General features: G+C 66.8%; 30 protein-coding genes. 10 read left to right on the forward strand and 20 right to left on the reverse strand.

Annotation, left to right across the window (positions count from 1 at the left end):
* Positions 1-19 precede the first annotated feature (19 nt).
* From ACFQU1_RS00520 to ACFQU1_RS00535, 4 genes are all read left to right on the forward strand, one after another.
* Positions 20-301, forward strand: coding sequence for a PepSY domain-containing protein (locus ACFQU1_RS00520; RefSeq protein WP_378128250.1), 282 nt, complete (start codon positions 20-22; stop codon positions 299-301).
* Between the two features lie 131 nt (positions 302-432).
* The gene (gene rlmN / locus ACFQU1_RS00525; protein ID WP_378128251.1) at positions 433-1,716 is read left to right on the forward strand and encodes a 23S rRNA (adenine(2503)-C(2))-methyltransferase RlmN; all 1,284 of its coding nucleotides are present in this window, start codon (positions 433-435) and stop codon (positions 1,714-1,716) included.
* Positions 1,717-1,720: 4 nt separating this feature from the next.
* Positions 1,721-2,203 (forward strand): hypothetical protein, encoded by a 483-nt coding sequence (locus tag ACFQU1_RS00530; protein ID WP_378128252.1) that lies wholly within the window; start codon positions 1,721-1,723, stop codon positions 2,201-2,203.
* A gap of 2 nt (positions 2,204-2,205) precedes the next feature.
* Positions 2,206-2,787, forward strand: coding sequence for a LemA family protein (locus ACFQU1_RS00535; protein ID WP_378128253.1), 582 nt, complete (start codon positions 2,206-2,208; stop codon positions 2,785-2,787).
* A 12-nt stretch (positions 2,788-2,799) separates the two neighbouring features.
* Here ACFQU1_RS00535 and leuB read toward each other — a convergent pair whose 3' ends face one another.
* The 5 genes from leuB to ACFQU1_RS00560 form a co-directional block, all read right to left on the reverse strand.
* A complete protein-coding gene (gene leuB, locus ACFQU1_RS00540; RefSeq protein WP_378128254.1) occupies positions 2,800-3,912 on the reverse strand; it encodes a 3-isopropylmalate dehydrogenase in 1,113 nt (370 codons plus the stop codon).
* Between the two features lie 105 nt (positions 3,913-4,017).
* Positions 4,018-4,644, reverse strand: a complete 627-nt coding sequence (locus ACFQU1_RS00545; protein WP_378128255.1) for a LysE family translocator — start codon at positions 4,642-4,644, stop codon at positions 4,018-4,020.
* 37 nt (positions 4,645-4,681) lie between these two features.
* Entirely contained in the window at positions 4,682-5,287 is a 606-nt protein-coding gene (gene leuD, locus ACFQU1_RS00550) for a 3-isopropylmalate dehydratase small subunit (RefSeq protein WP_378128256.1), read from the reverse strand.
* Positions 5,288-5,339: 52 nt separating this feature from the next.
* Entirely contained in the window at positions 5,340-5,759 is a 420-nt protein-coding gene (locus tag ACFQU1_RS00555) for a metallopeptidase family protein (RefSeq protein ID WP_378128257.1), read from the reverse strand.
* Positions 5,760-5,768: 9 nt separating this feature from the next.
* On the reverse strand, positions 5,769-6,035 hold the full coding sequence (locus ACFQU1_RS00560) for a hypothetical protein (RefSeq protein WP_378128258.1): 267 nt from the start codon (positions 6,033-6,035) through the stop codon (positions 5,769-5,771).
* A 98-nt stretch (positions 6,036-6,133) separates the two neighbouring features.
* Here ACFQU1_RS00560 and ACFQU1_RS00565 point away from each other — a divergent pair, with 98 nt between their 5' ends.
* Positions 6,134-6,277: a hypothetical protein gene (locus tag ACFQU1_RS00565; RefSeq protein WP_378128259.1), complete on the forward strand. Its 144-nt coding sequence runs from the start codon at positions 6,134-6,136 to the stop codon at positions 6,275-6,277.
* A gap of 169 nt (positions 6,278-6,446) precedes the next feature.
* On the opposite strand, the gene leuC is transcribed toward ACFQU1_RS00565, so the two are convergent.
* The 10 genes from leuC to ACFQU1_RS00615 form a co-directional block, all read right to left on the reverse strand.
* Positions 6,447-7,850 (reverse strand): 3-isopropylmalate dehydratase large subunit, encoded by a 1,404-nt coding sequence (gene leuC, locus ACFQU1_RS00570; protein ID WP_378128260.1) that lies wholly within the window; start codon positions 7,848-7,850, stop codon positions 6,447-6,449.
* Positions 7,851-7,958: 108 nt separating this feature from the next.
* Positions 7,959-8,099 (reverse strand): hypothetical protein, encoded by a 141-nt coding sequence (locus tag ACFQU1_RS00575; RefSeq protein WP_378128261.1) that lies wholly within the window; start codon positions 8,097-8,099, stop codon positions 7,959-7,961.
* A gap of 192 nt (positions 8,100-8,291) precedes the next feature.
* Positions 8,292-8,702, reverse strand: coding sequence for a 50S ribosomal protein L19 (gene rplS / locus ACFQU1_RS00580; protein ID WP_378128262.1), 411 nt, complete (start codon positions 8,700-8,702; stop codon positions 8,292-8,294).
* A 172-nt stretch (positions 8,703-8,874) separates the two neighbouring features.
* On the reverse strand, positions 8,875-9,564 hold the full coding sequence (trmD, locus tag ACFQU1_RS00585; RefSeq protein WP_378128263.1) for a tRNA (guanosine(37)-N1)-methyltransferase TrmD: 690 nt from the start codon (positions 9,562-9,564) through the stop codon (positions 8,875-8,877).
* 5 nt (positions 9,565-9,569) lie between these two features.
* Positions 9,570-10,226, reverse strand: a complete 657-nt coding sequence (gene rimM, locus ACFQU1_RS00590) for a ribosome maturation factor RimM (protein ID WP_378128264.1) — start codon at positions 10,224-10,226, stop codon at positions 9,570-9,572.
* Positions 10,227-10,276: 50 nt separating this feature from the next.
* A complete protein-coding gene (rpsP, locus tag ACFQU1_RS00595; RefSeq protein ID WP_378128265.1) occupies positions 10,277-10,648 on the reverse strand; it encodes a 30S ribosomal protein S16 in 372 nt (123 codons plus the stop codon).
* A gap of 146 nt (positions 10,649-10,794) precedes the next feature.
* A complete protein-coding gene (gene ffh, locus ACFQU1_RS00600) occupies positions 10,795-12,369 on the reverse strand; it encodes a signal recognition particle protein (RefSeq protein WP_378128266.1) in 1,575 nt (524 codons plus the stop codon).
* 3 nt (positions 12,370-12,372) lie between these two features.
* The gene (locus tag ACFQU1_RS00605) at positions 12,373-12,588 is read right to left on the reverse strand and encodes a glutathione S-transferase (protein ID WP_378128267.1); all 216 of its coding nucleotides are present in this window, start codon (positions 12,586-12,588) and stop codon (positions 12,373-12,375) included.
* A 207-nt stretch (positions 12,589-12,795) separates the two neighbouring features.
* Positions 12,796-13,143 carry a DUF488 domain-containing protein gene (locus tag ACFQU1_RS00610; RefSeq protein ID WP_378128268.1) on the reverse strand — a complete coding sequence of 116 codons (348 nt, stop codon included), beginning with the start codon at positions 13,141-13,143 and terminating at the stop codon, positions 12,796-12,798.
* A gap of 28 nt (positions 13,144-13,171) precedes the next feature.
* Positions 13,172-13,894: a GyrI-like domain-containing protein gene (locus ACFQU1_RS00615; RefSeq protein ID WP_378128269.1), complete on the reverse strand. Its 723-nt coding sequence runs from the start codon at positions 13,892-13,894 to the stop codon at positions 13,172-13,174.
* A 239-nt stretch (positions 13,895-14,133) separates the two neighbouring features.
* Here ACFQU1_RS00615 and dapF point away from each other — a divergent pair, with 239 nt between their 5' ends.
* Together dapF and mtaB are read left to right on the forward strand one after the other, a co-directional pair.
* Positions 14,134-15,003, forward strand: coding sequence for a diaminopimelate epimerase (gene dapF, locus ACFQU1_RS00620; RefSeq protein WP_378128270.1), 870 nt, complete (start codon positions 14,134-14,136; stop codon positions 15,001-15,003).
* Positions 15,003-16,289 carry a tRNA (N(6)-L-threonylcarbamoyladenosine(37)-C(2))-methylthiotransferase MtaB gene (mtaB, locus tag ACFQU1_RS00625; protein WP_378128271.1) on the forward strand — a complete coding sequence of 429 codons (1,287 nt, stop codon included), beginning with the start codon at positions 15,003-15,005 and terminating at the stop codon, positions 16,287-16,289. The genes dapF and mtaB overlap by 1 nt, the downstream gene beginning before the upstream one ends.
* Positions 16,290-16,355: 66 nt before the next feature.
* Here mtaB and ACFQU1_RS00630 read toward each other — a convergent pair whose 3' ends face one another.
* Positions 16,356-16,799, reverse strand: coding sequence for a GtrA family protein (locus ACFQU1_RS00630; protein ID WP_378128272.1), 444 nt, complete (start codon positions 16,797-16,799; stop codon positions 16,356-16,358).
* 109 nt (positions 16,800-16,908) lie between these two features.
* The gene (locus ACFQU1_RS00635) at positions 16,909-17,469 is read right to left on the reverse strand and encodes an NADPH-dependent FMN reductase (protein WP_378128273.1); all 561 of its coding nucleotides are present in this window, start codon (positions 17,467-17,469) and stop codon (positions 16,909-16,911) included.
* 96 nt (positions 17,470-17,565) lie between these two features.
* Between ACFQU1_RS00635 and ACFQU1_RS00640 the strand changes: the two genes are divergently transcribed.
* The 3 genes from ACFQU1_RS00640 (at position 17,566) to ACFQU1_RS00650 (ending at position 19,012) form a co-directional block, all read left to right on the forward strand.
* Positions 17,566-17,940, forward strand: a complete 375-nt coding sequence (locus ACFQU1_RS00640; protein WP_378128274.1) for a winged helix-turn-helix transcriptional regulator — start codon at positions 17,566-17,568, stop codon at positions 17,938-17,940.
* A gap of 60 nt (positions 17,941-18,000) precedes the next feature.
* On the forward strand, positions 18,001-18,471 hold the full coding sequence (locus tag ACFQU1_RS00645; protein WP_378128275.1) for a cupin domain-containing protein: 471 nt from the start codon (positions 18,001-18,003) through the stop codon (positions 18,469-18,471).
* An 85-nt stretch (positions 18,472-18,556) separates the two neighbouring features.
* The gene (locus ACFQU1_RS00650; protein ID WP_378128276.1) at positions 18,557-19,012 is read left to right on the forward strand and encodes a Fur family transcriptional regulator; all 456 of its coding nucleotides are present in this window, start codon (positions 18,557-18,559) and stop codon (positions 19,010-19,012) included.
* A gap of 3 nt (positions 19,013-19,015) precedes the next feature.
* Here the strand turns inward: ACFQU1_RS00650 and ACFQU1_RS00655 are convergent, their stop codons facing one another.
* Genes ACFQU1_RS00655 through ACFQU1_RS00665 form a run of 3 tightly spaced genes read right to left on the reverse strand, consistent with a single transcriptional unit; the run spans position 19,016 to position 21,978 of the window.
* Positions 19,016-19,936: a metal ABC transporter permease gene (locus ACFQU1_RS00655; protein WP_378128277.1), complete on the reverse strand. Its 921-nt coding sequence runs from the start codon at positions 19,934-19,936 to the stop codon at positions 19,016-19,018.
* Positions 19,936-21,141, reverse strand: coding sequence for a metal ABC transporter permease (locus ACFQU1_RS00660; RefSeq protein ID WP_378128278.1), 1,206 nt, complete (start codon positions 21,139-21,141; stop codon positions 19,936-19,938). The genes ACFQU1_RS00655 and ACFQU1_RS00660 overlap by 1 nt, the downstream gene beginning before the upstream one ends.
* A 24-nt stretch (positions 21,142-21,165) precedes the next feature.
* On the reverse strand, positions 21,166-21,978 hold the full coding sequence (locus ACFQU1_RS00665; RefSeq protein WP_378128279.1) for a metal ABC transporter ATP-binding protein: 813 nt from the start codon (positions 21,976-21,978) through the stop codon (positions 21,166-21,168).
* Positions 21,979-21,983 lie beyond the last annotated feature (5 nt).

Consider the following 21,983-nt stretch of genomic DNA (forward strand, 5'->3'; position numbering starts at 1 on the left):
ATTTAAATGGAGTGCAATTGTGGTGAAGAAAAAGCCGTTAACGCGTATCAAAGCTCTCGTGGGGGCTCTTGCACTGTCGGGAGCTGCCTTCAGCTATGCTCATGCCGACTGGGTCGGGCCCGACTGGATGCCGGCCGAAAAGGTCATGGAGAAGCTCAGGGCGAGCGGCTACACCGCCATCCATGAGCTCAAGGCCGACGATGGCCGCTGGGAGGGCGAGGGCATGAAGAACGCGCAGCGCATGGAGTTCTCCGCCGATCCGCGCACCGGCAACATCATCTGGGAAGGCCCGGATCACTGACGGGGACTGGAGGAGGCGCTGGCGAAGCCTTGTGCCTGCCACAGTCCAGCACCAAGTGAGCGGCATGGTCCTGATGGCGCGGCCGTGCTATAGGGGCGCCTCCTGAACCCGAACTATGAGAAGAGCCACAGATGGCGGCGGTTTCGCTCGACATCGCCCGAATTGAGGACGCGGCCGCTCCGGTGGTCGCCGATCTCGCGCGGACCGCCGTTGCGAAGCCTTCGCTCGTCGGCGCGACGCGCGAGGAGATGAGGGCCGCTCTTCTCTCGATCGGTGTGCCGGAACGCGACCTCAAGATGCGTGTCAGCCAGCTGTGGAGCTGGGTCTATCAGCGCGGCGCGAGCGACTTCGCCGCAATGACGACGATCGGCAAGGATTTGCGGTCGACGCTCGCCGGCGCCTTCACGCTCACCCGTCCTGAGGTGGTGAACGAACAGGTCTCCCGCGACGGCACGCGCAAATGGCTCCTGCGCATGGCGCCTGTCACTCCGCACGAGCGGATGAAGGGCGCCGGCGCGGAAATCGAATGCGTCTATATCCCGGAGACCGACCGGGCCACCCTGTGCATTTCGAGCCAGGTAGGCTGCACGCTGAACTGCTCGTTCTGCCACACCGGCACCCAGAAGCTCGTACGCAATTTGAGCGCGGCGGAGATCGTGGCGCAGCTCGTCGTCGCGCGCGACCGGCTCGGCGACTGGCCGGGACAGTCCCCGCCGCCCGGCGCCCGCGAGCAGGGCCTGCTGCCGAGCGACGGCAGCCGCTTCGTCACCAATGTCGTGCTCATGGGCATGGGCGAGCCGCTCTATAATTTCGAGAACGTGCGTGACGCCATGGCTGTCGTCGCCGATGGCGATGGGCTCTCGCTTGGCAAGCGGCGCATCACGCTCTCGACCTCCGGCGTCGTGCCGATGATCGAGCGCGCCGGCGCCGAGATCGGCTCAATGCTCGCCATCTCGCTGCATGCCGTGCGCGACGACCTGCGCGACACCCTCGTGCCGCTCAACAAGAAATACCCGATCGCCGTTCTGCTCGAGGCCTGCCGGACCTATCCCGGCGTTTCGAACGCCCGGCGGATCACCTTCGAATATGTGATGCTGAAGGGCGTCAACGACAGCCCGGCCGATGCGCGCGAGCTTGTGCGGCTCCTGAAGGGCATTCCGGCCAAGATCAATCTGATCCCGTTCAATCCCTGGCCCGGAACGTCCTATGAATGCTCCGACTGGGACACCATCGAACGGTTCTCCGAGATCGTCTTCCGCGCCGGCTATGCGAGCCCGGTGCGCACTCCGCGTGGCCGGGACATCCTGGCCGCCTGCGGCCAGTTGAAGAGCGAGACTGAAAAGCTCCGCGCCCGCGCCCGCCTCATGATCGAGAGTGGCATCGGGGCGGAGGGCCTGTTCGCCGCCGGCGATTGACCCCATGCGCCTTCTTGCGCGTCTCCTCATGGTGCCCTTCGGGATCGGCGCGGCCATCACGACCGGCATCGTCTTCCTCATGATAGCCGTTTTCACCAACAGCGCCGTCGGCGAGCTCTTTGCAGGGCTGAGCCTGGCGAGCCTTTTCGCCTTCTTCGACAGCTTCACGGCCATCGGCGAGCCGGACATCGCCGGCCATGAGCTGCTGCTTGCGCTCTGGATGCTCGCCGTGGCGGTCGTCGCAATCCCTCCAACGGCCGTCGCGCTGATCGGAGAACTCGCCGGCTGGCGGTCGATCGTATGGTATTCTGGCGCGACGGGCGCCGTCAGCGCAGTGATTCCCTGGGTGGCGCGCGGCTCGGCAGAGCGCGCGACAAGTGGCGAGTTCAACGTGACGCTCGCGCTCTTTCTCGCCGGAGCCCTGGCGGGACTCGTCTATTGGATGATCGCGGGGCGAACTGCCGGCTCCGCAAGGGAGGAAGCGTGAGAATGGCGGCCCGGTCTCCCGTCCGCATTGCAACCACCTTGCTCGTGGTGCTGGTCATCGCCGGCTTGGTGGGCCTCGTCAACCGCGGCGCCCGGCAGGTTTCCTCGGCCGCCAACCGGGCGGTTGCGGCGTGGAGCACCGTGGAGCAGGAGTTCATGGCGCGAGCCGGCGTCGCGCCGGCGATGGCCGACCTGGCGCGGCGCCTCGATGCCACCGGCGAGGAGCTTGCCGCCCGGATCATCGCAGCCGCTGAGGCGATCGAAAGGCTTGCGCCGGATCCAGGCACGCCCTACGCGCCCGATCGCTTTCGTGCCTTCATGAGCGTGCAGGACGCGCTATCGGTGCCGCTCGGTCAGGTGCTCGACCTCGTCAATGCGCATCCGGCTGAAGCGGCCGACCCGACCGTCAAGGAGCTGCTCGCGCGTCTCGCGGCGCATGAGCAGCGCATCGTAGTTGCCCGCAGCGATTACGTCGCCAATGCCCGCACTTATAATGCGGAGATCGAGGCGATCCCCAACCGCTGGACGGTGTCCTTCTTCCACCCGGACGCCTCGCCCATGGTGGCGAGCTTCGATTTCCGCTGAGGGGCTCAGGCCTCAGGCCGTGAGCCGCTCAAGCTCGCGCAGCACGGCGTCGCCCATCTCGGTCGTGCCGACGGCATTCGTGCCCGGCCCGGCGATATCGCGGGTTTTCAGCCCACTCGCCAGCACATTGGCGATAGCTTTCTCGAGAAGATCCGCCTCTTTCACCAAGCCGCAGGAATAGCGTAGCGCCATCCCGAAGGAGCCGATCATGGCGATCGGATTGGCGAGGCCCTGGCCGGCGATATCGGGCGCCGAGCCATGCACCGGCTCGTACATGGCGCGACGCTTGCCGGTCGTTGGATCCTCGGCGCCGAGCGCCGCAGAGGGCAGCATGCCGAGCGAGCCGGTGAGCATGGCAGCGACGTCGGAGAGAATGTCGCCGAAGAGATTGTCCGTGACGATGACATCGTACTGCTTCGGATTGCGCACGAGCTGCATGGCGCAATTGTCCGCGAGCACATGCTCGAGCTGAACGTCGGAAAAGCTCTCGGCATGGACGCGTGTGACGACCTCGTTCCACAAGACGCCGGTCTTCATGACGTTGCGCTTTTCCGCCGAGGCCACTTTGTTGCGGCGCTTGCGCGCAAGATCGAAGGCGACGCGGGCGATGCGGTCGATCTCATGCGTGGTGTAGAGCTGGGTGTCGACGGCGCGCTTCTCGCCGTTTTCCAGCGTCACCATTTCTTTCGGCTCGCCGAAATAGACGCCGCCGGTCAACTCGCGCACGATGACGATATCGAGCCCTTCGACCAGCTCGCGCTTGAGGGACGAGGCATCGGCCAGCGCCGGATAGCAGATGGCGGGGCGCAGATTGGCGAAAAGGCCGAGATCCTTGCGCAGCCGCAGGAGCCCCGCTTCCGGCCGATGCTCGTAGGGCACCTTGTCCCATTTCGGTCCGCCGACAGCGCCGAACAGCACCGCATCAGACGCGAGCGCCAGCTTCATGGCGTCCTCGGTGATGGCAACGCCATGGGCGTCATAGGCCGAGCCGCCCACGAGCGCCCGCTCCGTCTCGAAGCGCGCGCCGCTCGCCTTGCCGAACCAGCGAACGAGCTTCTCCACCTCCGTCATGACTTCGGGGCCGATTCCGTCGCCGGGAAGGAGGAGAAGATTGAAGGACGCCATGATGCCTCACCTGAGCTGGTTTGCGCGGCTTTTAGGCCGCCGGGTTAAACTTGACAAGAATGGCGGCGCCGGGCCTCGGTCCGCCGCCCGAGAAGGACATCGCGCTCAAGCGGCCGGCCGCCGAGTCAGCGCCAGCATGAGGCCGAAGCCGATCATCAAGCTGCCGCTCACGCGGTTGAACAGGGTGAGCACCCGCCGTCCACGGGCGAGCGAGCCGAGACGCCCGCCGAAAGCCGCATAGACGGCGATGGCGACGATCTCGAGCGCAATAAAGGTGGCGCCCATGATGAAGAAGCTCAGGGCATAGCTGCCGCCGCCGAGGAACTGCGGAAAGAAGGCGGTGAAGACGAGGATGGCCTTGGGATTGCCGGCCGCCACCCAGAACTCCTGCAGCATGAGCCGCCGCAAGGGGCTGCGCGCGCCCGGGCTGAAGGTTTCGAGGGTCGGCGCACCGGCCCGCAGCAGCCTGACACCGAGATAGACGAGATAGGCCGCCCCCGCCCATTTCACGATGCTGAACATAAGCTCGGAGGCGGCCAGCACGGCGCCGAGACCGAGCGCGGCGATAGCGATCATCAGGCTGAAGGCGACCAGCCGGCCGCTGGCTGCCGCCGTCGCACGCCACACGCCCTCGCGCGCCCCATTGGTGAGCGAGAGCAGATTGTTCGGCCCGAAGGCCATATTGATGGCGAAGCAGGCAGGAAGGAAAACGAGATAGGTTTCGAGGTCCATGCAAATCGCTCCTGCCTTGCTCCTGTCCGCGAGCGGCTCAGAGCCAGGGATGCGCCGCGCCGGCCTTCGCCTCATAGGCGGCGATGGCTGCGCCCTTCTCCATGGTGAGACCGACGCCGTCGAGCCCGTTCAACATGCAATGCTTGCGGAAGGCATCAAGGTCGAAGGTGATGGTGCCGCCGTCCGGCCCGGTGATCGTCTGGCTCTCCAGATCGATGGTGAGCGTCGCATTGGCGCCGCGGCGCGCGTCGTCCATCAGCTTCTCGAGATCCTCGGGCGAGACCTTGATCGGCAGAACGCCGTTCTGGAAGCAGTTGTTGTAGAAAATGTCGGCGAAGGACGTGGAGATCACGCAGCGAATGCCGTAGTCGAGCAGAGCCCAGGGCGCATGCTCGCGCGAGGAGCCGCAGCCGAAATTATCGCCTGCCACGAGAATCTTGGCATTGCGATAGGCGGGCTTGTTGAGGATGAAATCCGGATTCTCGGATCCGTCCTCGTTGAACCGCATCTCGGCGAAGAGCCCGGCGCCGAGGCCCGTGCGCTTGATCGTCTTCAGATACTGCTTGGGGATGATCATGTCGGTATCGACATTGACGATCTCCAAGGGCGCGGCAACGCCCGTCAAAGTCGTAAACTTGTCCATCTCGTCCTCCTACCAAATCCGTTTCACGCCGAAATATCCACCGTTCCACTGCTCACTCGACGGCCCGCTCGATCGCCTCCATATCCTCGTCCGAGAGGCCGAAGTGGTGGCCGATCTCGTGAACCAGGACGTGCGTAACGATGGCCCCCAGCGTCTCCTCGTGCTCGGCCCAGTAATCGAGGATGGGCCGGCGGTAGAGATAGACCATGTTCGGCATCTGCCCGCTTTGCGGGCCGGCGCCGAGCTGGGCCAATCCATGCCCCCGGAACAGGCCGAGCAGGTCGAACGGGCTCTCCAGCTCCATTTCTTCGAGCGTCTCGTCATCCGGGAAATCGTCGATCTTGAGCACGACGCCACGGCAAAGGGCGCGGAAGGTATCGGGCAAGCGGACCAAGGCATCCTCCGCGAGCGCCTCGATGTCGGCGAGGCTCGGCGCCATCCGTGTCGCCCATTGCCGCCAAGCCCCGTCCATCCTCCCCTCCTACCGCCCGTACTGGCTGATCAGCGACAGCGCAAGATAGACCACGATCAGGAGCCCGATCGCCCGGCCGATGCGCCGCCCCCAGATCTCGATCTGATCCGGGCGCCCGTCGGCCCCCTTCGGCGCATCGGTGCCGACAAAATGCCGGACGACGCGCTTGACCGCCGAACCGCCGACTGTCTCGCTATCCCGCGCAACACGGGCGAGCGCCTCGGAAGCCTCCCGCGCCCGCGCCTCGTCCTCCGTGACCCGCCGTGGCTCCTTCATGATGCCGACCTGCCGCTGTGCTCCGCCTCGGCCACCTCCAGAAACGAATACCTGCGTAGCTCGTTTTCCAGAATGACAGACAAACAGGAGCGCACGGCATGACCGCTCGCATGCGATGGGCAGCTTTCGCAGTCGCCGCCCTCACTTCGCTCGCGGGCCTCGGCCTGACCACCGGGGCGGCTGAAGCGCGGCCGAAGCACTGGCGCGGTCATCATGTCTGGCATCATCAGGGGCACCGTTAGGGATGGGGCCCGCGGCCATCATCATGGCGGGTACAGGCACCACCGCCCCTGGCGTTACGGCTACGGCCACCGCCGTTTCCGTCATAGCCCTTGGGAGTGATGAGCCGCCCGCCGCTCGGGGACTACCCCGGCGGCGGGAACCCGCCTTCCGCTGGCCCGGCGCCTCCCGTCAGCGCCACTCGCGAATGTCGACGAAATGCCCGGCGATCGCCGCCGCCGCCGCCATGGCCGGCGAGACGAGATGCGTGCGTCCCTTGAAGCCCTGCCGGCCCTCGAAATTGCGGTTCGAGGTGGAGGCGCAGCGCTCGCCCGGGCTCAGCTTGTCGGCATTCATGGCAAGGCACATGGAGCAGCCGGGCTCGCGCCACTCGAAGCCCGCCTCGCGGAAGATGACGTCGAGGCCTTCGGCCTCCGCCTGCAGCTTCACGAGGCCCGACCCCGGGACGACCAGAGCATTGACGCTGGGATGGACCTTCTTGCCGCGGACCATCGCGGCGGCAGCGCGCATGTCCTCGATGCGGCCGTTGGTGCAGGAGCCGATGAAGACCCGGTCGACGGCAATGTCGGTGATCTTCGTCCCTGGCGTCAGGCCGATGTAGTCGAGCGCGCGCCGCTTCGAATTGCGCTTGTTCTCGTCCGCGATCAGCTCGGGATCGGGCACGGCGCCGGTGATGGAGACGACGTCTTCCGGGCTCGTGCCCCAGGTGACGAGCGGCGGCAGATCGGCGGCATCGAGCCGGATCTCCTTGTCGAAGACCGCGCCCTCGTCGCTCCTGAGGCTGTCCCAGAAGCGCACGGCCTCGTCCCAGGCCGCGCCCTGCGGCACCTTGGGCCGGCCCTTGAGATAGGCATAGGTCGTCTCGTCCGGGGCGATCATGCCGGCGCGGGCACCGCCCTCGATCGACATGTTGCAGACGGTCATCCGGCCTTCCATCGAGAGCGAGCGAATAGCCTCGCCCGCATATTCGATGACATGGCCCGTGCCCCCGGCCGTGCCGATCTCACCGATGATCGCGAGAATGATGTCCTTGGCGGTGACACCGGCCGGCAGCTGGCCGTCCACGGTCACGCGCATGTTCTTGGCTTTATTCTGGATCAGCGTCTGCGTGGCGAGCACATGCTCGACCTCCGACGTGCCGATGCCATGCGCCAGCGCTCCGAAGGCGCCGTGCGTCGAGGTGTGGCTGTCGCCGCAGACGATCGTCGTGCCCGGCAAGGTGAAGCCCTGCTCCGGCCCGATGACATGCACGATGCCCTGGCGCTCGTCGCGCTCGTCGTAATATTCGACACCGAAGTCGCGGGCGTTCTCGGCGAGTGCCGCCACCTGCGTCGCGGCCTCGGGATCGTCGATGCCCTTCGAGCGGTCGGTGGTCGGCACATTGTGGTCGACGACGGCGAGCGTCTTCTGCGGCGCACGCAGCTTGCGGCCGGCGACGCGCAGTCCCTCGAAGGCCTGCGGGCTCGTTACTTCATGCACGAGGTGCCGATCGATATAGAGCAGTGAGGTGCCGTCGGGCTGCTGATCGACGACGTGGTCGTCCCAGATCTTGTCGTAGAGAGTGCGGGGCTTCATGGCTTCATGTCTCGGCTTGGCGAATGGCGACAGTGGCCATCGCGTGAACGGCATCCGCCTGCGGCGCTGGCGGCGGCAGACGATGGAAGGCGCCGGGGCTCGCCGGCGTCAGGCCGTAAGCTCAGCGCTCGCCGATGTGGTGAAGCGCCCGAAGAAGCGCCCTGGCAGGCGCGCATGATCATGCAGCGCCGCAAATTCATGCGTCGTCACCACCGGCCGGGCGCTGAGCGCGCGCGACGATGCCGGCAACAGGCGATCATGTGGACAATCGACGACCATGATGACGCAGTTTTTAGCAGATCCAGACAGATCCGACAATCGCGGGCGTCCTCGCGCCGCACATGGCATCCATGCCGACGCATCCGAGCAAAAGGCACAAAAAAATCCGGCAAGGCGGCTTGCCTTGCCGGACTGTTTCGTTCAGCGCAAGGGGCTTGCGTCTTACTCGGCAGCGGCCGCCGGCGTGCTCTTGGCGGCGGCGCTCTTGGCGGGACGCTCGGCGCGTTCGGCGATACGGGCCGACTTGCCGCGCCGGTCGCGCAGGTAATAGAGCTTGGCGCGGCGCACCTTGCCGCGGCGCACGACCTTGATGGAATCGATGTTCGGCGAATAGAGCGGGAAGACACGCTCGACACCTTCGCCGTAGGAGATCTTGCGCACCGTGAAGCTCTGGTTGAGGCCGCCGCCGTCGCGGGCGATGCAGACGCCTTCATAAGCCTGCACGCGCGAGCGCTCGCCTTCCTTCACCCGGACGTTAACCTGAACCGTGTCGCCCGGCTCGAAATCCGGCAGGGTGCGGCCTTCAGTGAGCTTTGCGATCTGCTCTTTGTCGAGCGTTTCGATGATGTTCATGGATCGAACTCCTGCCGAGACGCCCCCAAGGGGCGCCAGCGTTTCGGCGACGCTGTTGTCAATTGGATTACCCTGCCGGCTCAGCCGGAGCAGCACGGATGGCGCGCTAATACACCAGGCGCGACGGCCTGTCGAGGCATAAACCGTTGCCGCATCGCCCCTTTGGCCATCGTCATTCACCGGCTGTGAACAAGTCCGGCCGCCTCTCGCGCGTGATCCGCTCCGCCTCCGCCCGCCGCCAGCGCGCGATGGCACCGTGGTCGCCGGAGAGGAGCACGTCGGGGATGGCCTGCCCTTCCCATTCGCGCGGACGCGTGTAATGCGGATATTCGAGCAGCCCCTTCTCGAAGCTCTCGTCTTCACCGGAAGCCTCGGCCCCCATGACGCCCGGCAGAAGCCGCACGCAGGCGTCTGCCACCACCATGGCGGGAATCTCGCCGCCGGAGAGAATATAGTCGCCGATCGAGACTTCGGTCAGCCCCCGCGCGGCAATCACACGCTCGTCGACCCCCTCGAAACGTCCACAGACGATGAGGACGCCGGGCCCGGTGGCGAGGAGCCTCGCATCGGCCTGGGTGAAGGGCCGCCCGCGCGGGCTCATCAGGAGACGCGGCCGCGGATCGTTCGTCACTGTCGCGGCATCGATGGCGGCGGCCAGCACGTCGGCGCGCAGCACCATGCCCGGCCCGCCGCCCGCCGGCGTATCGTCCACCTTGGCATGGCGGCCGATCCCGTGCTCGCGGATCTGCCGGACATCGAGGCTCCAGAGCCCGCGCGCCAGCGCATCGCCCGAGAGGCTCGTCCCGAGCGGCCCTGGAAACATGTCCGGATAGAGCGTGAGGATGGTGGCGCGCCAGCTCACCGACTTTACTCGCCCGACCTGTCGTCGGCGTCCGGTCCATCGCCATCCGCTGCGAAGATGTCCTGGGCAGCGACGACGACATGCCCCTGGTCTACCGCGACGACCGGCACGAATTTCTTGGTGAAGGGCAGCAAGGCCGTCGCACCACCCTCGGCCGCCGCGATCTCGACGATATCGCCGGCGCCGAAATCATGGAAGGCGATCACGGTGCCGAGCCGGGTGCCGTCTTCCGCAAGCGCCGCAAGGCCGATGAGATCGGCCTGCAGGAACTCTTCTTCGTCGAGATCGGCGGCAAGCCGCCCGCGAGGCACATAGAGCCCGACGCGGTTCAGCGCCTCGGCCGCCTCGCGGCTCTCGACGCCCGCGACCTTGACGACGAACATGTCCTTGGCCGCGCCCCCGGCAGGCCGGACGTGGCGCAGCACGAAGCTCCGGCTGCCATCGGCGGTCGTGAGCGGCTCGTAACGGGCGATCCCCTCGGGCTCGGCCGTGAAGGACTTGAGGCGGATTTCGCCGCGCACACCATGCGGCCGCCCAAATTCGCCCACAAGGACAAGGCGGCTTGCACCCTCCCCTCGAGGGGGAGGGTCGGCGGCCCTGGCCGCCGGGGTGGGGTGAGTTTTCCGCCCCGCCACGTCACCCCCTCCCGGCTTGCTGCGCAAGCCGACCTCCCCCCTCGAGGGGGAGGTAGAGAGCCGGCGACAACGTCATCTCACGCCTCAGAGGCAGCAGCACCCTCGGCTGCAGCCCCAGCGGCGGCTGCGCGCTCGGCGGCACGCTCCTGCGCCTTCTTGCCGGGCTCGGCCTTCTGCGGGTTGTTGCGCTGCGGGCGCTTGGCGAGGCCGGCGACATCGAGGAAGCGCAGCACGCGGTCCGTCGGCTGAGCGCCCTTGGCGAGCCATTCCTTGGCCTTCTCCACGTCGAGCACGACCCGGTTCGCATCGTCCTTGGGCTTCATCGGATCGTAGGAGCCGATCCGCTCGATGAAGCGGCCATCGCGCGGGGCGCGCGAGTCGGCGACAACGATACGGTAATAGGGACGCTTCTTGGCACCGCCGCGGGTCAAACGGATCTTCAGGGGCATTTTTTAGTCCTTTCAGTCAGTCGAGAGTTGTTTGCAACTTGGTCATGGCCGGGCTTGTCCCGGCCATCCCGATGGATTGAGGTATTCCCCTTTATATCGGGATCCCCGGCACAAGGCCGGGCATGACCCGGGGGAGGGAAACAGCCTCATTTCTTCTTGCCGAAGCCTGGAAAGCCGCCGCCGAGACCGGGGAGCTTCGGCCCGAGGCCCGGCAACCCGCCTCCGAGGCCGGAACCTTTCGGAGCGCCGAAGCCGCCGGGCGGGAGCGGCGGCAGGCCGCCCGAACCGCCGGGCAGCCCGCCGGGCAGCTGGCCCTTCAGCTGTTCCAGCATCTCGGGCGTCACCTTCGACGGATCGATATTCGGCATGCCGCCGCCGAGGCCGAACATATTGCCCAGCGCCCCTGCGATGCCGCCGCGGCCGCCCTTGCCCATGGCCTTCATCATATCGGCCATCTGGCGGTGCATCTTGAGGAGGCGGTTGACGTCCTCGACCCTGGTGCCCGAGCCGGCGGCGATACGCTTCTTGCGGCTCGCCTTCAGGACGTCCGGGTTGCGGCGCTCCTTGGTCGTCATCGAATCGATGATCGCCTTCTGGCGCTTGACGACACGATCGTCGAGATTGGCGTTCTCGAGCTGAGCCTTCATTTTGGCCGCACCCGGCAGCATGCCGAGCATGCCCTTCATGCCGCCGATCTTCTCCATCTGGGAGAGCTGGTCGCGCAGGTCCTCCAGATCGAAGGAGCCCTTGCGCATCTTCTCGGCCATGCGCTGGGCGCGGTCGGCGTCCATGGTCTCGGCCGCCCGCTCGACGAGCGAGACGATGTCGCCCATGCCGAGGATGCGATTGGCCACGCGACCGGGGTGGAAATCCTCCAGCGCGTCGACCTTCTCGCCTGTGCCGACGAGCTTGATGGGCTTGCCGGTGACGGCCCGCATGGAGAGCGCCGCGCCGCCGCGGCCGTCGCCGTCCATGCGCGTCAGCACGATGCCGGTGAGGCCGAGCCGGCCGTCGAAGGCTTTCGCCGTGTTCACCGCGTCCTGGCCGGTGAGGCTGTCGGCGACCAGCAGCACCTCATGTGGGTTGGCGGTCGCCTTCACCTCGGCGGCTTCCATCATCAGCCCTTCGTCGAGGGTGACGCGGCCGGCGGTGTCGAGCATCACGACGTCATAGCCGCCGAGAAGGGCCGCCTCCATGGCACGGCGGGCGATCTGCACGGCCGACTGGCCGGCCATGATCGGCAGGGTATCGACGCCGACCTGTTTGCCGAGAACGGCGAGCTGCTCCATGGCCGCCGGACGGCGGGTGTCGAGCGAAGCCATCAGCACGCGACGCTTCGCCTTGTCGTTGAGACGCTTGGCGATCTTCGCCGTGGTCGTCGTCTTGCCCGAGCCTTGCAGGCCGACCATGAGGATGCCGACCGGCGCAGGCGCTTCGAGGTCGATCGTCTCGCCTTCGCCGCCCAGCATGGTGACGAGTTCATCATGGACGATCTTGACGACCATCTGGCCGGGCGTCACCGACTTGATGACCTCGGCCCCGACCGCGCGGCTGCGCACCCGGTCGATGAAGCTGCGCGCTACCTCGAGTGCCACGTCGGCCTCGAGCAGGGCGCGCCGCACCTCGCGCAGGGCAGCGTTGACGTCCTCCTCGCTGAGCGCGCCGCGCCGGGTCAGCGCGTCGAGAATTCCGGAGAGTCTCGAGGAAAGATTATCGAACATGGTTCACTCGCTGTTCCCGGCCCGCTCCGAGCGACGCGCCATGAGCGCATCCTCGAAATGGCGGACGGCCGTCTCGAACTTGTCGCGGCAGCCGGGATTGCAGAAGCCGACGACCGCCCCACGATAGAGGGTGAGCGCATCCGCCGCGATCGGTTTCCCCGACCAAGGGCAGGTGTCGTTCACCGCGTCTTCGATCTTCAGCGGTTCATCCGCCGGCATGGCTCGTCACTCCTCAACACCCGAACATGCGTTCCAAGCCGCATTCCAAACACAGTCGCGCCCGAGGGCGCACAGCGCTGTCGGACGTTGACCTCCGGCCCCTCGGACCGGTCGGCGGCTCGCGAACTGACGAGTTCGGGCAAATGTCCGGTGGTTATGGGGACGCGGCGGCCGCGAGTCAAGCGCGGGCGCGGATCTGCGGCTCGGTTACCTGACCAGCAAATAGTCCCGCAGCGCTACCGCGTTGTTCCGCTCCGTGTCCCTCGCGGCATAAAGCAGCGTCAGCGGCGCCTTCGCGGCGAGGTCGCGCAGATAGCCGACGAGCTCGGGCCGCTGATCCAGCTCGCGGGCATAGCGTGCTGCGAATTCCGGCCATTTCTCGGGGTCGTGATGGGACCAGCGCCGCAGTTCCGAAGACGGCGCGATCTCCTTCAGCCACTCGTCCCAGGAGGCATGTTCCTTGGCGATGCCGCGCGGCCAGAGCCGGTCGACGAGGATGCGCCGGCCATCTGCAGCGTCGGCCGGCTCATAGACGCGCTTGACGAGGATCTTCATCGCAGGCGCGCTCTACAGCCGAGCCAGTCTATTTCGGCTGAACATAGACATTGATCTGGAGGTTCGGATCGGACGGGTCCTTCAGGTCCGACACATATTCCTCGATGAAGGCGTCCTTGGCGATGATATTCTTGGAATCGAGATAGGCCGTGATCGCCTCGTAGGTGGTGTCGATCTCGTCATAGGGCGCCCTGTGCACGAAGCGGAAGGCGGGCCCCGAGGGTGTGACGCCGGCCTTGACGTCTGGCGCTATCTCGGGATTGGCAGGTGCCGCTTCGAGCGGCACCATGGCCTCGTAGTGGAAGCGCGTGTCGTCGGCCGAGAGGAAGACGGCGAGCGGCCGGCCGGCGGGCTTGAGGCCCGCCTTGGCCAAGGCGTCCACGATACGCGCGAAGCTCGCCGACAGATTTTTGAAACCCTCGTCCCAGGTGCTGTCACCGGCGAGGATGGCGACCGGCTTTTCCGGCAGGGTCACCTCGTCGATGTCGCCGGCATTGGCCGACGGCGGCACGAGCGTCGGCAGGCCGGGCGGCAGCACCAGTGGCGGTGCAGGCGCTGCAGTAGCCGCAGGCGCTTCGCTCGGAGCAGCTGCAGGCGCGGCCGAGGGCGCGGGCTCTTGGGCTGATGGCTCCGCCGGCTGAGCTGCGTCAGGCTCAGTGCTTTCGGCGGGGGCCTGCGCCCAGGCTCCGCCGGAACTCGCCTGAACGAGGATGACGAGGGCGAAGGCGACCGCCCACAGGCCCGCTCGCATCCTCCCCTTCGTGCGAGGCTCGAACCGCATCATTACAGGCTCCCGACCACCGCCGAATCGCATCCCTCAATCCGTATCGAAGGATACGCCCCTTCCCCGGTCCGAGCGAGAGCATCATCCGCATTTGCTGCTTATTGAGGGCAATGCGATGATGACTGGCGCAGGAATATGGCAATGCCGCCCGGTTGGCACCATCTGTCATCCGGTCTACAAGGCTCGACCACAAGGCTTTGCTGATCATGAGCGCGCTCGCCAACCGTCCTTTTCTCAAGATGAACGGTCTCGGGAACGAGATCGTCGTCCTCGACCTGCGCGGCGCGGCCCATGTGGTCACGCCGGCGGAGGCGCGCGCCATCGCCGCCGATCCGCGCTCGCGCTTCGATCAGCTCATGGTGCTGCACGATGCGGTAAGCCCCGGCACCGACGCCTTCATGCGCATCTACAACACGGACGGCTCGGAATCATCCGCCTGCGGCAACGGCACGCGCTGCGTCGCCTGGGCGCTCCTGAAGGACGATGCGCGGGTGGAGCTCACGCTGGAGACCGCGGCCGGGCGTTTGCCCTGCCTGCGGCTCGACGCAACCACCTTCACCGTCGACATGGGCGCGCCGCGCTTCCGCTGGGACGAGATCCCGCTCGCGGAGGAGTTTCGCGACACGCGCGCCATCGAATTGCAGGTCGGGCCGATCGACGACCCCGTGCTGCATTCGCCCTCCGCCGTCAACATGGGCAATCCGCACGCGATCTTCTGGGTCGAGGACGTGACGGCCCATGATCTTGCCAGGATCGGGCCGGTGCTCGAACATCATCCGATCTTCCCCGAACGCGCCAATATCTCGCTCGCCGAGGTGCACGATGCCGCCCATATCCGCCTCGCCGTGTGGGAGCGTGGCGCTGGCCTCACAAAGGCCTGCGGCTCGGCTGCCTGTGCGGCAGCGGTGGCGGCGGCACGCAAGCGCCTCACCGGCCGGCGCGTAACCGTGACGCTGCCCGGCGGCGATCTCCTGATCGACTGGCGCGAGAGCGACGACCATGTCCTGATGACCGGGCCGGTCGAGCTCGAATGGGAGGGCCGCTTCGCCCCCGCCCTCTTCACCGGGGCTGCCTGATGGCCGTCGACGTCGTCACCTTCGGCTGCCGCCTCAATGCTTACGAGTCCGAGGCCATGAAACGCCAGGCCGAGGCGGCCAGCCAGGCCGAGGCGGCCAACCGAGCCGAGCCGGTCGACGCGCGTCCTGAGGACCTCGTCATCATCAACACCTGCGCGGTGACCGCCGAGGCGAGCCGGCAGGCGCGCCAGGCGATCCGCCGGCTCAGGCGCGAGCGGCCGCAGGCCAAGATCATCGTCACCGGCTGCGCCGCGCAGGTGGAGGCGGCGAGCTTCTCGGCCATGGCCGAGGTCGACCATGTCATCGGCAATGCCGAGAAGATGAAGCCCGAGACTTGGGCGACGCTCGCGGGCCATGCGCCCGAGAAGACGCTCGTCGGCGACATCATGGCGGTCAAGGAAACCGCGAGCCATCTCGTCGACGGCTTCGAGGGCCGGGCGCGCGCCTTCGTGCAGGTACAGAACGGCTGCGACCACCGCTGCACCTTCTGCATCATCCCTTACGGGCGCGGCAATTCCCGCTCGGTCGCCATGGGCGCGGTGGTCGACCAGGTGCGTCGGCTCGTCGACAACGGCTATGGCGAGGTGGTCGTCACCGGCGTCGACATCACGAGCTACGGCCGCGATCTGCCCGGCGAGCCAAGCCTCGGCCGGCTCGTCAAGCAGGTCCTGAAGCATGTGCCGGACCTGCCGCGGCTGCGCATTTCCTCCATCGATTCCGTCGAGGCCGACGACGACCTACTCGACGCGCTCGCCAACGAACGGCGGCTGATGCCGCATTTGCATCTCTCGCTGCAGGCCGGTGACGACCTCGTGCTCAAGCGCATGAAGCGCCGGCACCTGCGCGACGATGCCATCCGCTTCTGCGAGACGGTGCGCAAGCTCCGCCCGGACGTCGTCTTCGGCGCCGATATCATCGCCGGCTTCCCGACCGAGACGGAAGACATGTTCGCCCGCTCGCTCGCCATCGTCGACGAATGCGGGCTGACCCATCTCCACGTCTTTCCCTTCTCGCCGCGGCCCGGAACGCCCGCGGCGCGCATGCCGCAGGTCGACCGCGCGCTGGTCAAGGAGCGGGCGCGACGCCTCCGCGAGAAGGGCGAGGAGGCCTATCGCCAGCACCTCGCTGCTGAAGTCGGCGCACGCCGCAAGGTGCTGGCGGAAAGCGCAGATCTCGGCCGCACGGAGGGCTTTACGCCCGTGCGCCTCGCCGAGGCCGTCGCCCCCGGCCGCATCCTCGATGTCACGATCGCCGGCCACGACGGGCGGGAGCTCAAGGCGGCTTAGTTTGATCGCGCATCCCGGAACCGAGCGAAGCGAGGTGACCGGGATGACCAGAGCGACCAGTTTCCCTCACGTCTTCGGCGGGCGGAAGACCACGAAATTATAGAGCAGAAAATTCGAGACGAGGCCGGCGCCGACGCCGAGCACGAGCGCGGCGAAGGGACGCCATCCCGCGTCGCCGACGAGATGCAGCACGAGCGCATAGACTCCGAGATTGAGTGCGCCCGACGCGAGCGTCGCGAGGATGTACAAAAAAATCTCGTCGCGCCCACGCCGTCCGCGCTGTTGGGCGAAAGTGATGCTGCGATTGATCAGCCAGGTAGTGATGACCGCGGCGGTGAAGGAGATGCCGCGTGCGGCCAGCGCTCCGAGGCCGAATGTATTGATGCCGAGGAAGAGCACGCCCGCGTCGACGATGAAGCCGGTTCCGCCGGCGACCACGAAACCGATGAGTTTGGCCAATTGGCGCCGCTTCGCCGCGCTGCGATCGGCGGAGGATAGATCGACCGGCACGCGTGCGGACCTCTTTCAGCGAATGCCGCTCGCCTACACCGGCGCACCCGCGCGGCGCAAACGAAATCGCCCCCGTGAGGTCCGCCGCAGCTCATCGCCACCGTGCGGATCAGGCCTCCTTCGGCTCGCCGACGCGGCTGATCCAGGCCTCGAAGCGCGACAAATAGGACTCGAGGAACTGCCGCGTCGTCTCGTCGGTCACCTCGAAATTCTCGTCGACAAGGCCCGGCTTGAAGGAGAAATAGACCTCCGGCTGGCCCATCAAGATCAACCCGATGATGGTCGCGAGATAGCGCAGGTGCTCCTGCGCCACGGCCGTGCCGATGACGCCGGGGCTCGCGCCGACGATCGAGGCGGGCTTGCCGGCCCAGGAATTCTTGCCATAGGGCCGGGTCGCCCAATCGATGGCATTCTTCAGGACGGGGGGAATCGAGCGGTTGTACTCGGGCGTGACGAAGAGAACGGCATCGGCGGACGCGATGTCGGCCTTCAGCCTGAGGACGCTCGCCGGCGGATCGGCCCACAGATCGTCGTTGTACATGGGCAGGTCGCCGAGTTCGACATAATGGAAGGCGAAGGACGGTTGTCCCAGCTTTTCCAGCGTCTTGGCGAACTTGCGATTGATCGATTCGCGCCGAAGGCTGCCGACGAAGACCGCGACTTTGAACATCTGCAATCCCTTTGGTATCAAAAGGTGACCGGCGCTATATGCGTGACCGGCAGGCGAGCGCACAAGACGGCACTTTTTGGAAACCGAGGCACGTCCATGAAACCGATCCAGCATCTGTCGAGCGACTGCCGGGCCGTGACCGCGGTTCTGTCGCGCATCGGCGACAAGTGGAGCGTGCTCGTGATTACGCTGCTCGGCGAAGGGCCGATGCGTTTCTCGGCCCTGAAAGCTGCGATCGACGGCATCTCGCAGAAGATGCTGACGGCAACGCTGCGCGGCCTGGAGCGCGATGGCTATGTAACGCGCACGGTCTATCCGACGGTTCCACCGCGCGTCGACTATGCGCTGACCGATATCGGCCGCGATCTGCTCGTGCCGGTGAGAGCCTTGAGCGACTGGGCCCGTCGCAACCGCTTCCGCGTCGAAGAGGCGCGGGCGCGCTTCGACGGCGACCGGCGCGAAGCCTCCTGATAATCTGCCATATCGGCAGGACGGGCGAAGCCCGAGCGCGCGCAAGCGATGGAGGAACAAATGTCCCGGCACGACCACGGCCCGATCGACTGGCGCGAGCACGGCGTCAAGGTCATTCCGGGCGATCAGCTCGACCCGAACACCGCTCAGACACCGGGCATGAATCGGGCGACCGCCATCAACAACGCGCGTGCCGGTGCGGAAAAGATCTGGGCGGGCACGGTGACGATCCATGCCAATGCCAAGACCGGCGCCCATCACCACGGCGATCTCGAAAGCATCATCTATGTGGTGAAGGGCCGCGCCCGCATGCGCTGGGGCGAAAAGCTCGAATATGTGGCGGAAGCCGGGCCCGGCGATTTCATTTTCGTGCCGCCCTATGTGCCGCATCAGGAAATCAATGCGAGCCCGGACGAGACGCTCGAATGCGTGCTCGTGCGCTCCGGCCAGGATCCGGTGGTCGTCAATCTCGATATCGAGCCGGTGGAGAAGCCCGACTCTGTTCTGTGGAAGGACCCCATCCACCGCTGAACCCGCACCGGCGGCCGCTGGTCGATGGCATCGCGGCGGATGACGCGCTAAAGGTGGGCCGCGATAGACGAGGGAGTTCCCGGGCGTGGGCGCAAGCGTGACGACTGGCCGTATCGAGCAATCCTGCCGGGAGCAGGGCTTGCGCATGACGGGCCAGCGGCGCGTCATCCTGCGCGTGCTCGACGAGACGAGCGATCACCCCGACGTCGTCGAGCTTCACCGGCGCGCGACCGGCATCGATCCCCGCATTTCGCTCGCGACCGTCTACCGCACCGTGAAGCTTCTGCAGGACAAGGGCATCCTGGAGCGCCACTCCTTCGGCGACGGGCGTGCGCGCTACGAGCCGGCGGCCGAGGTCCACCACGATCACCTCATCGACGTCGAGAGCGGCAAAGTCATCGAGTTTCGCTCCGACGAGATCGAGAAGCTGCAGGAGGAGATCGCCCGCCGGCACGGCTTTTCCATCGTCAGCCACCGGCTGGAGATCTATGTGGTGCCGCTGAAAGGCGGCAAGCGGCGCGCGCAACAACAGGGCAAGTGAGCTTCAGGCGAGCGCCTTGCTGCCGAAGCGCCGTGGACCGAAGCGGCAGGCGAGCGCGAGGATGAGCCCGGCAACCGTCGCCATCATGCCCGCCGCGCTGACGCTGGAGGCGGCGCCGAACCACAGCGGCCCGTGAGCCGCGAAGACATAGCCGAAGATGGCCGCGAGCGCCGCGAAGCCGAGGCTCCAAGCGATTTGCGGCAGGAGCCGATCGGTCATCAGCCGGGCAGCCGCCGGCGGGCAGATGAACATGGCGATGACGATGATCGAGCCGACCGCGTCGAAGGCGGTGACGGCGACCGCCGCCACCATCACGACGAGCGCAAAGCCCACCAAGCCGGGCCGCGCCCCGATGCTGTCGGCGAAGTTCGGGTCGAAGGTCGCGATGACGAGCTCCTTCCAGAATAGGACGACGAAGACGGCGGCGGCAGCCAGCATGACGGCGAGGCGCGGCAGTTGCGGCGGCAGCTCGGCGAGCGCCGCAGGATCGAGAAACGCCCCCCAACGATCCCCCGCGAACCAGACGAGGCTTTCGAGATTGCCGTAAAGGGCATGTTCGACGTCGAGATGGACCGAGCTCGTATCGGTCTGCTCGATCAGGAGAACGCCGGCGGCAAAGAGCGTGGTGAAGACGACGCCCATCGCGGCACCCGGTTCGATGCGCCCCGCCCGGCGGACGAGCTCGATGAGGAAGACGGCGATAAGGGCAGCGATGGCGGCGCCCGCCAGCATCGGCCCGGCGGCCACGCTGCCGGTGACGATGAAGGCGCCGACGATGCCGGGCAGCACCACATGGCTCACCGCGTCGCCGATCAAAGCTTGCCGGCGCAGCACGAGGAAATTGCCGAGGAGCGCGCAAGCGAGCGAGACGAGAAGGCCGACGGCCATGGGCACCAGGCCGAGCATGATGAAATCGCTGCCCATCAGACGGCCTCCCGTGGCGCAAGGCGCTGGTTGAGGTCGGCGACGACATCCGGTGGCAGCGCCTCGGCGAGCGGCGCGAGCCCCTGGTGCGGCAGCGCCGCCGCCTCATCCGGGAAGAGCCTGCGGTAGAGATCCCACAGCGCCTCCTCGCGCAGAGCAGCCGCCGCCGCCGCACGCCCGCCGGGCGTGACCGCACCGTCCGCGCGAATATGGCCGGCGCGGCGCAGCACCTTGAGGGTCAAGCGGTCGTAGATCGGCTCGCTGCGCGCGAGCGCAAGCAGACCTTGGCGCTCGTGCACACGTCTGCTGAGCTGCAGCCATTGGAAGCCGCCGGCGAGAAGCCCGCGCACCGGCGAGACGACGAGCGAGACGGCAAAGAGGCCGAAGGCGACCAGCACGATGAGCGAGCCGGTCGGCAGGCCTTGGTCGAGAGACGAGATCACCGTGCCCATATGGGCGGCCGCTGCCCCGAAGGCGGCGGCGATCATGACCATGGTCCCGGGTCGGTTTGTCCAGAAGCGGGCCGTCACCGGCGGGATGATGGTGAGCGCCACGATGAGCACGAGGCCCGCGACCTTGAGGCCGATGACCGTGACGGCGAGGATGAGGCCCATCATGGCGAGATCCGTCGCCCGGACATTCACGCCGTGGGCGGCCGCATAGTCCTGGTCGAAGGCAACGAGCGTAAACGGCCGGCGCAGCGCAAAGACGGCAAGCCCGGCAAGGAGCGCGGCGATCGCGATGAGTTCGGCTTCGCTCCGCAACATGCTGGCGGTGGAGCCGACGAGAAAGCCGGTAAGGCCTGCCTGCCCGCCTGTGTCGAGGGATTGGATGACGGTGAGCAGAACGACGCCCAATCCGAAAAAGACCGAGAGAACGGCGCCGATGGCCGCATCCTCGCCAAGGCGCGTGCGTCGCGTAATCCATTCGACGGCGAGAAGGCCGATGCCCGCCGAGGCCGCCGCGCCGATGAGGAGGCCGGGCAGAAAACGCCCGTCGCCGGTCGCCACCGCCATGACGATGAAGGCGAGCGCCAAGCCCGGCAAGGTGGCGTGGCTCACAGCATCGCTGACGAGCGAGCGCTTGCGCAACAGCACGAAGCTGCCGATGGCACCGGCGCTTGCGCCCAGAAGCGCGGCGCCGATGCTGACGAGCGCCGTATTGTAGCCGGCCGACAGGAAGAAGGCGGCGAGAAAGGCACTCATCCCGAATCACTCATGCCAGTTCACTCACGGCAGGGCGACGGCGCCCGCGAGCCCATCCATCTGCGCGGTCGTCAGCCGGCCGCCATAGGTCGCCTGCAGGTTCTCAGGTGTGAAGGTCGTCGCCACCGGTCCGGCGGCGATCTTGCGGACATTCACCAGCAGCAGGTGGTCGAAATAGTCCGGCACGGTCGCGAGGTCGTGGTGGACGGCGATGATCGTCCTGCCCGCCGCATTCAGGTCTTTCAGCACGGCGATGATGGCGCGCTCGGTGGCGGCATCCACACCCGCGAAGGGCTCGTCCATGATGTAGAGCCGCACCTCCTGGGCGAGAGCCCGCGCGAGAAAGACGCGCTGCTGCTGGCCGCCCGACAATTGCCCGATCTGCCTTTTGGCGAAGGCCGCCATGCCGACGCGTTCGAGACAATCGAGCGCCCGCCGACGGTGGCCGGCACCGGCAAAGCGCAGGAAGCCGATCTCGCGGTAGAGGCCCATGAGCACCACGTCGAGCACGGTGGCGGGGAAATCCCAGTCGACGCTCGCCCGCTGCGGCACATAGGCAACGGCGCCGCGCGCCTTCTCCTGCGGTTGACCGAAGACGGTGACCTCGCCGGCGAGCTTCGGCAGGATACCGAGCGCGGCCTTGATCAGGGTCGACTTGCCCGCGCCGTTCGGGCCGACGATGGCGACCATCGCGCCGGGCGGGGTGACATAATCGATCGACATGACGGCGGGCTTGCCGCCGTAGCTCACGGTGAGGCCGGAGATCGCCAAAGGACTGTCCGGGTGATCCGACGAGAGCCTGCGGCCGTCGATCGTCATGAGTTCGGGCCTCGCCATCATCG

The sequence above is a fragment of the Chelatococcus sp. GCM10030263 genome, from assembly GCF_042666455.1.
Lineage (GTDB): Bacteria > Pseudomonadota > Alphaproteobacteria > Rhizobiales > Beijerinckiaceae > Chelatococcus.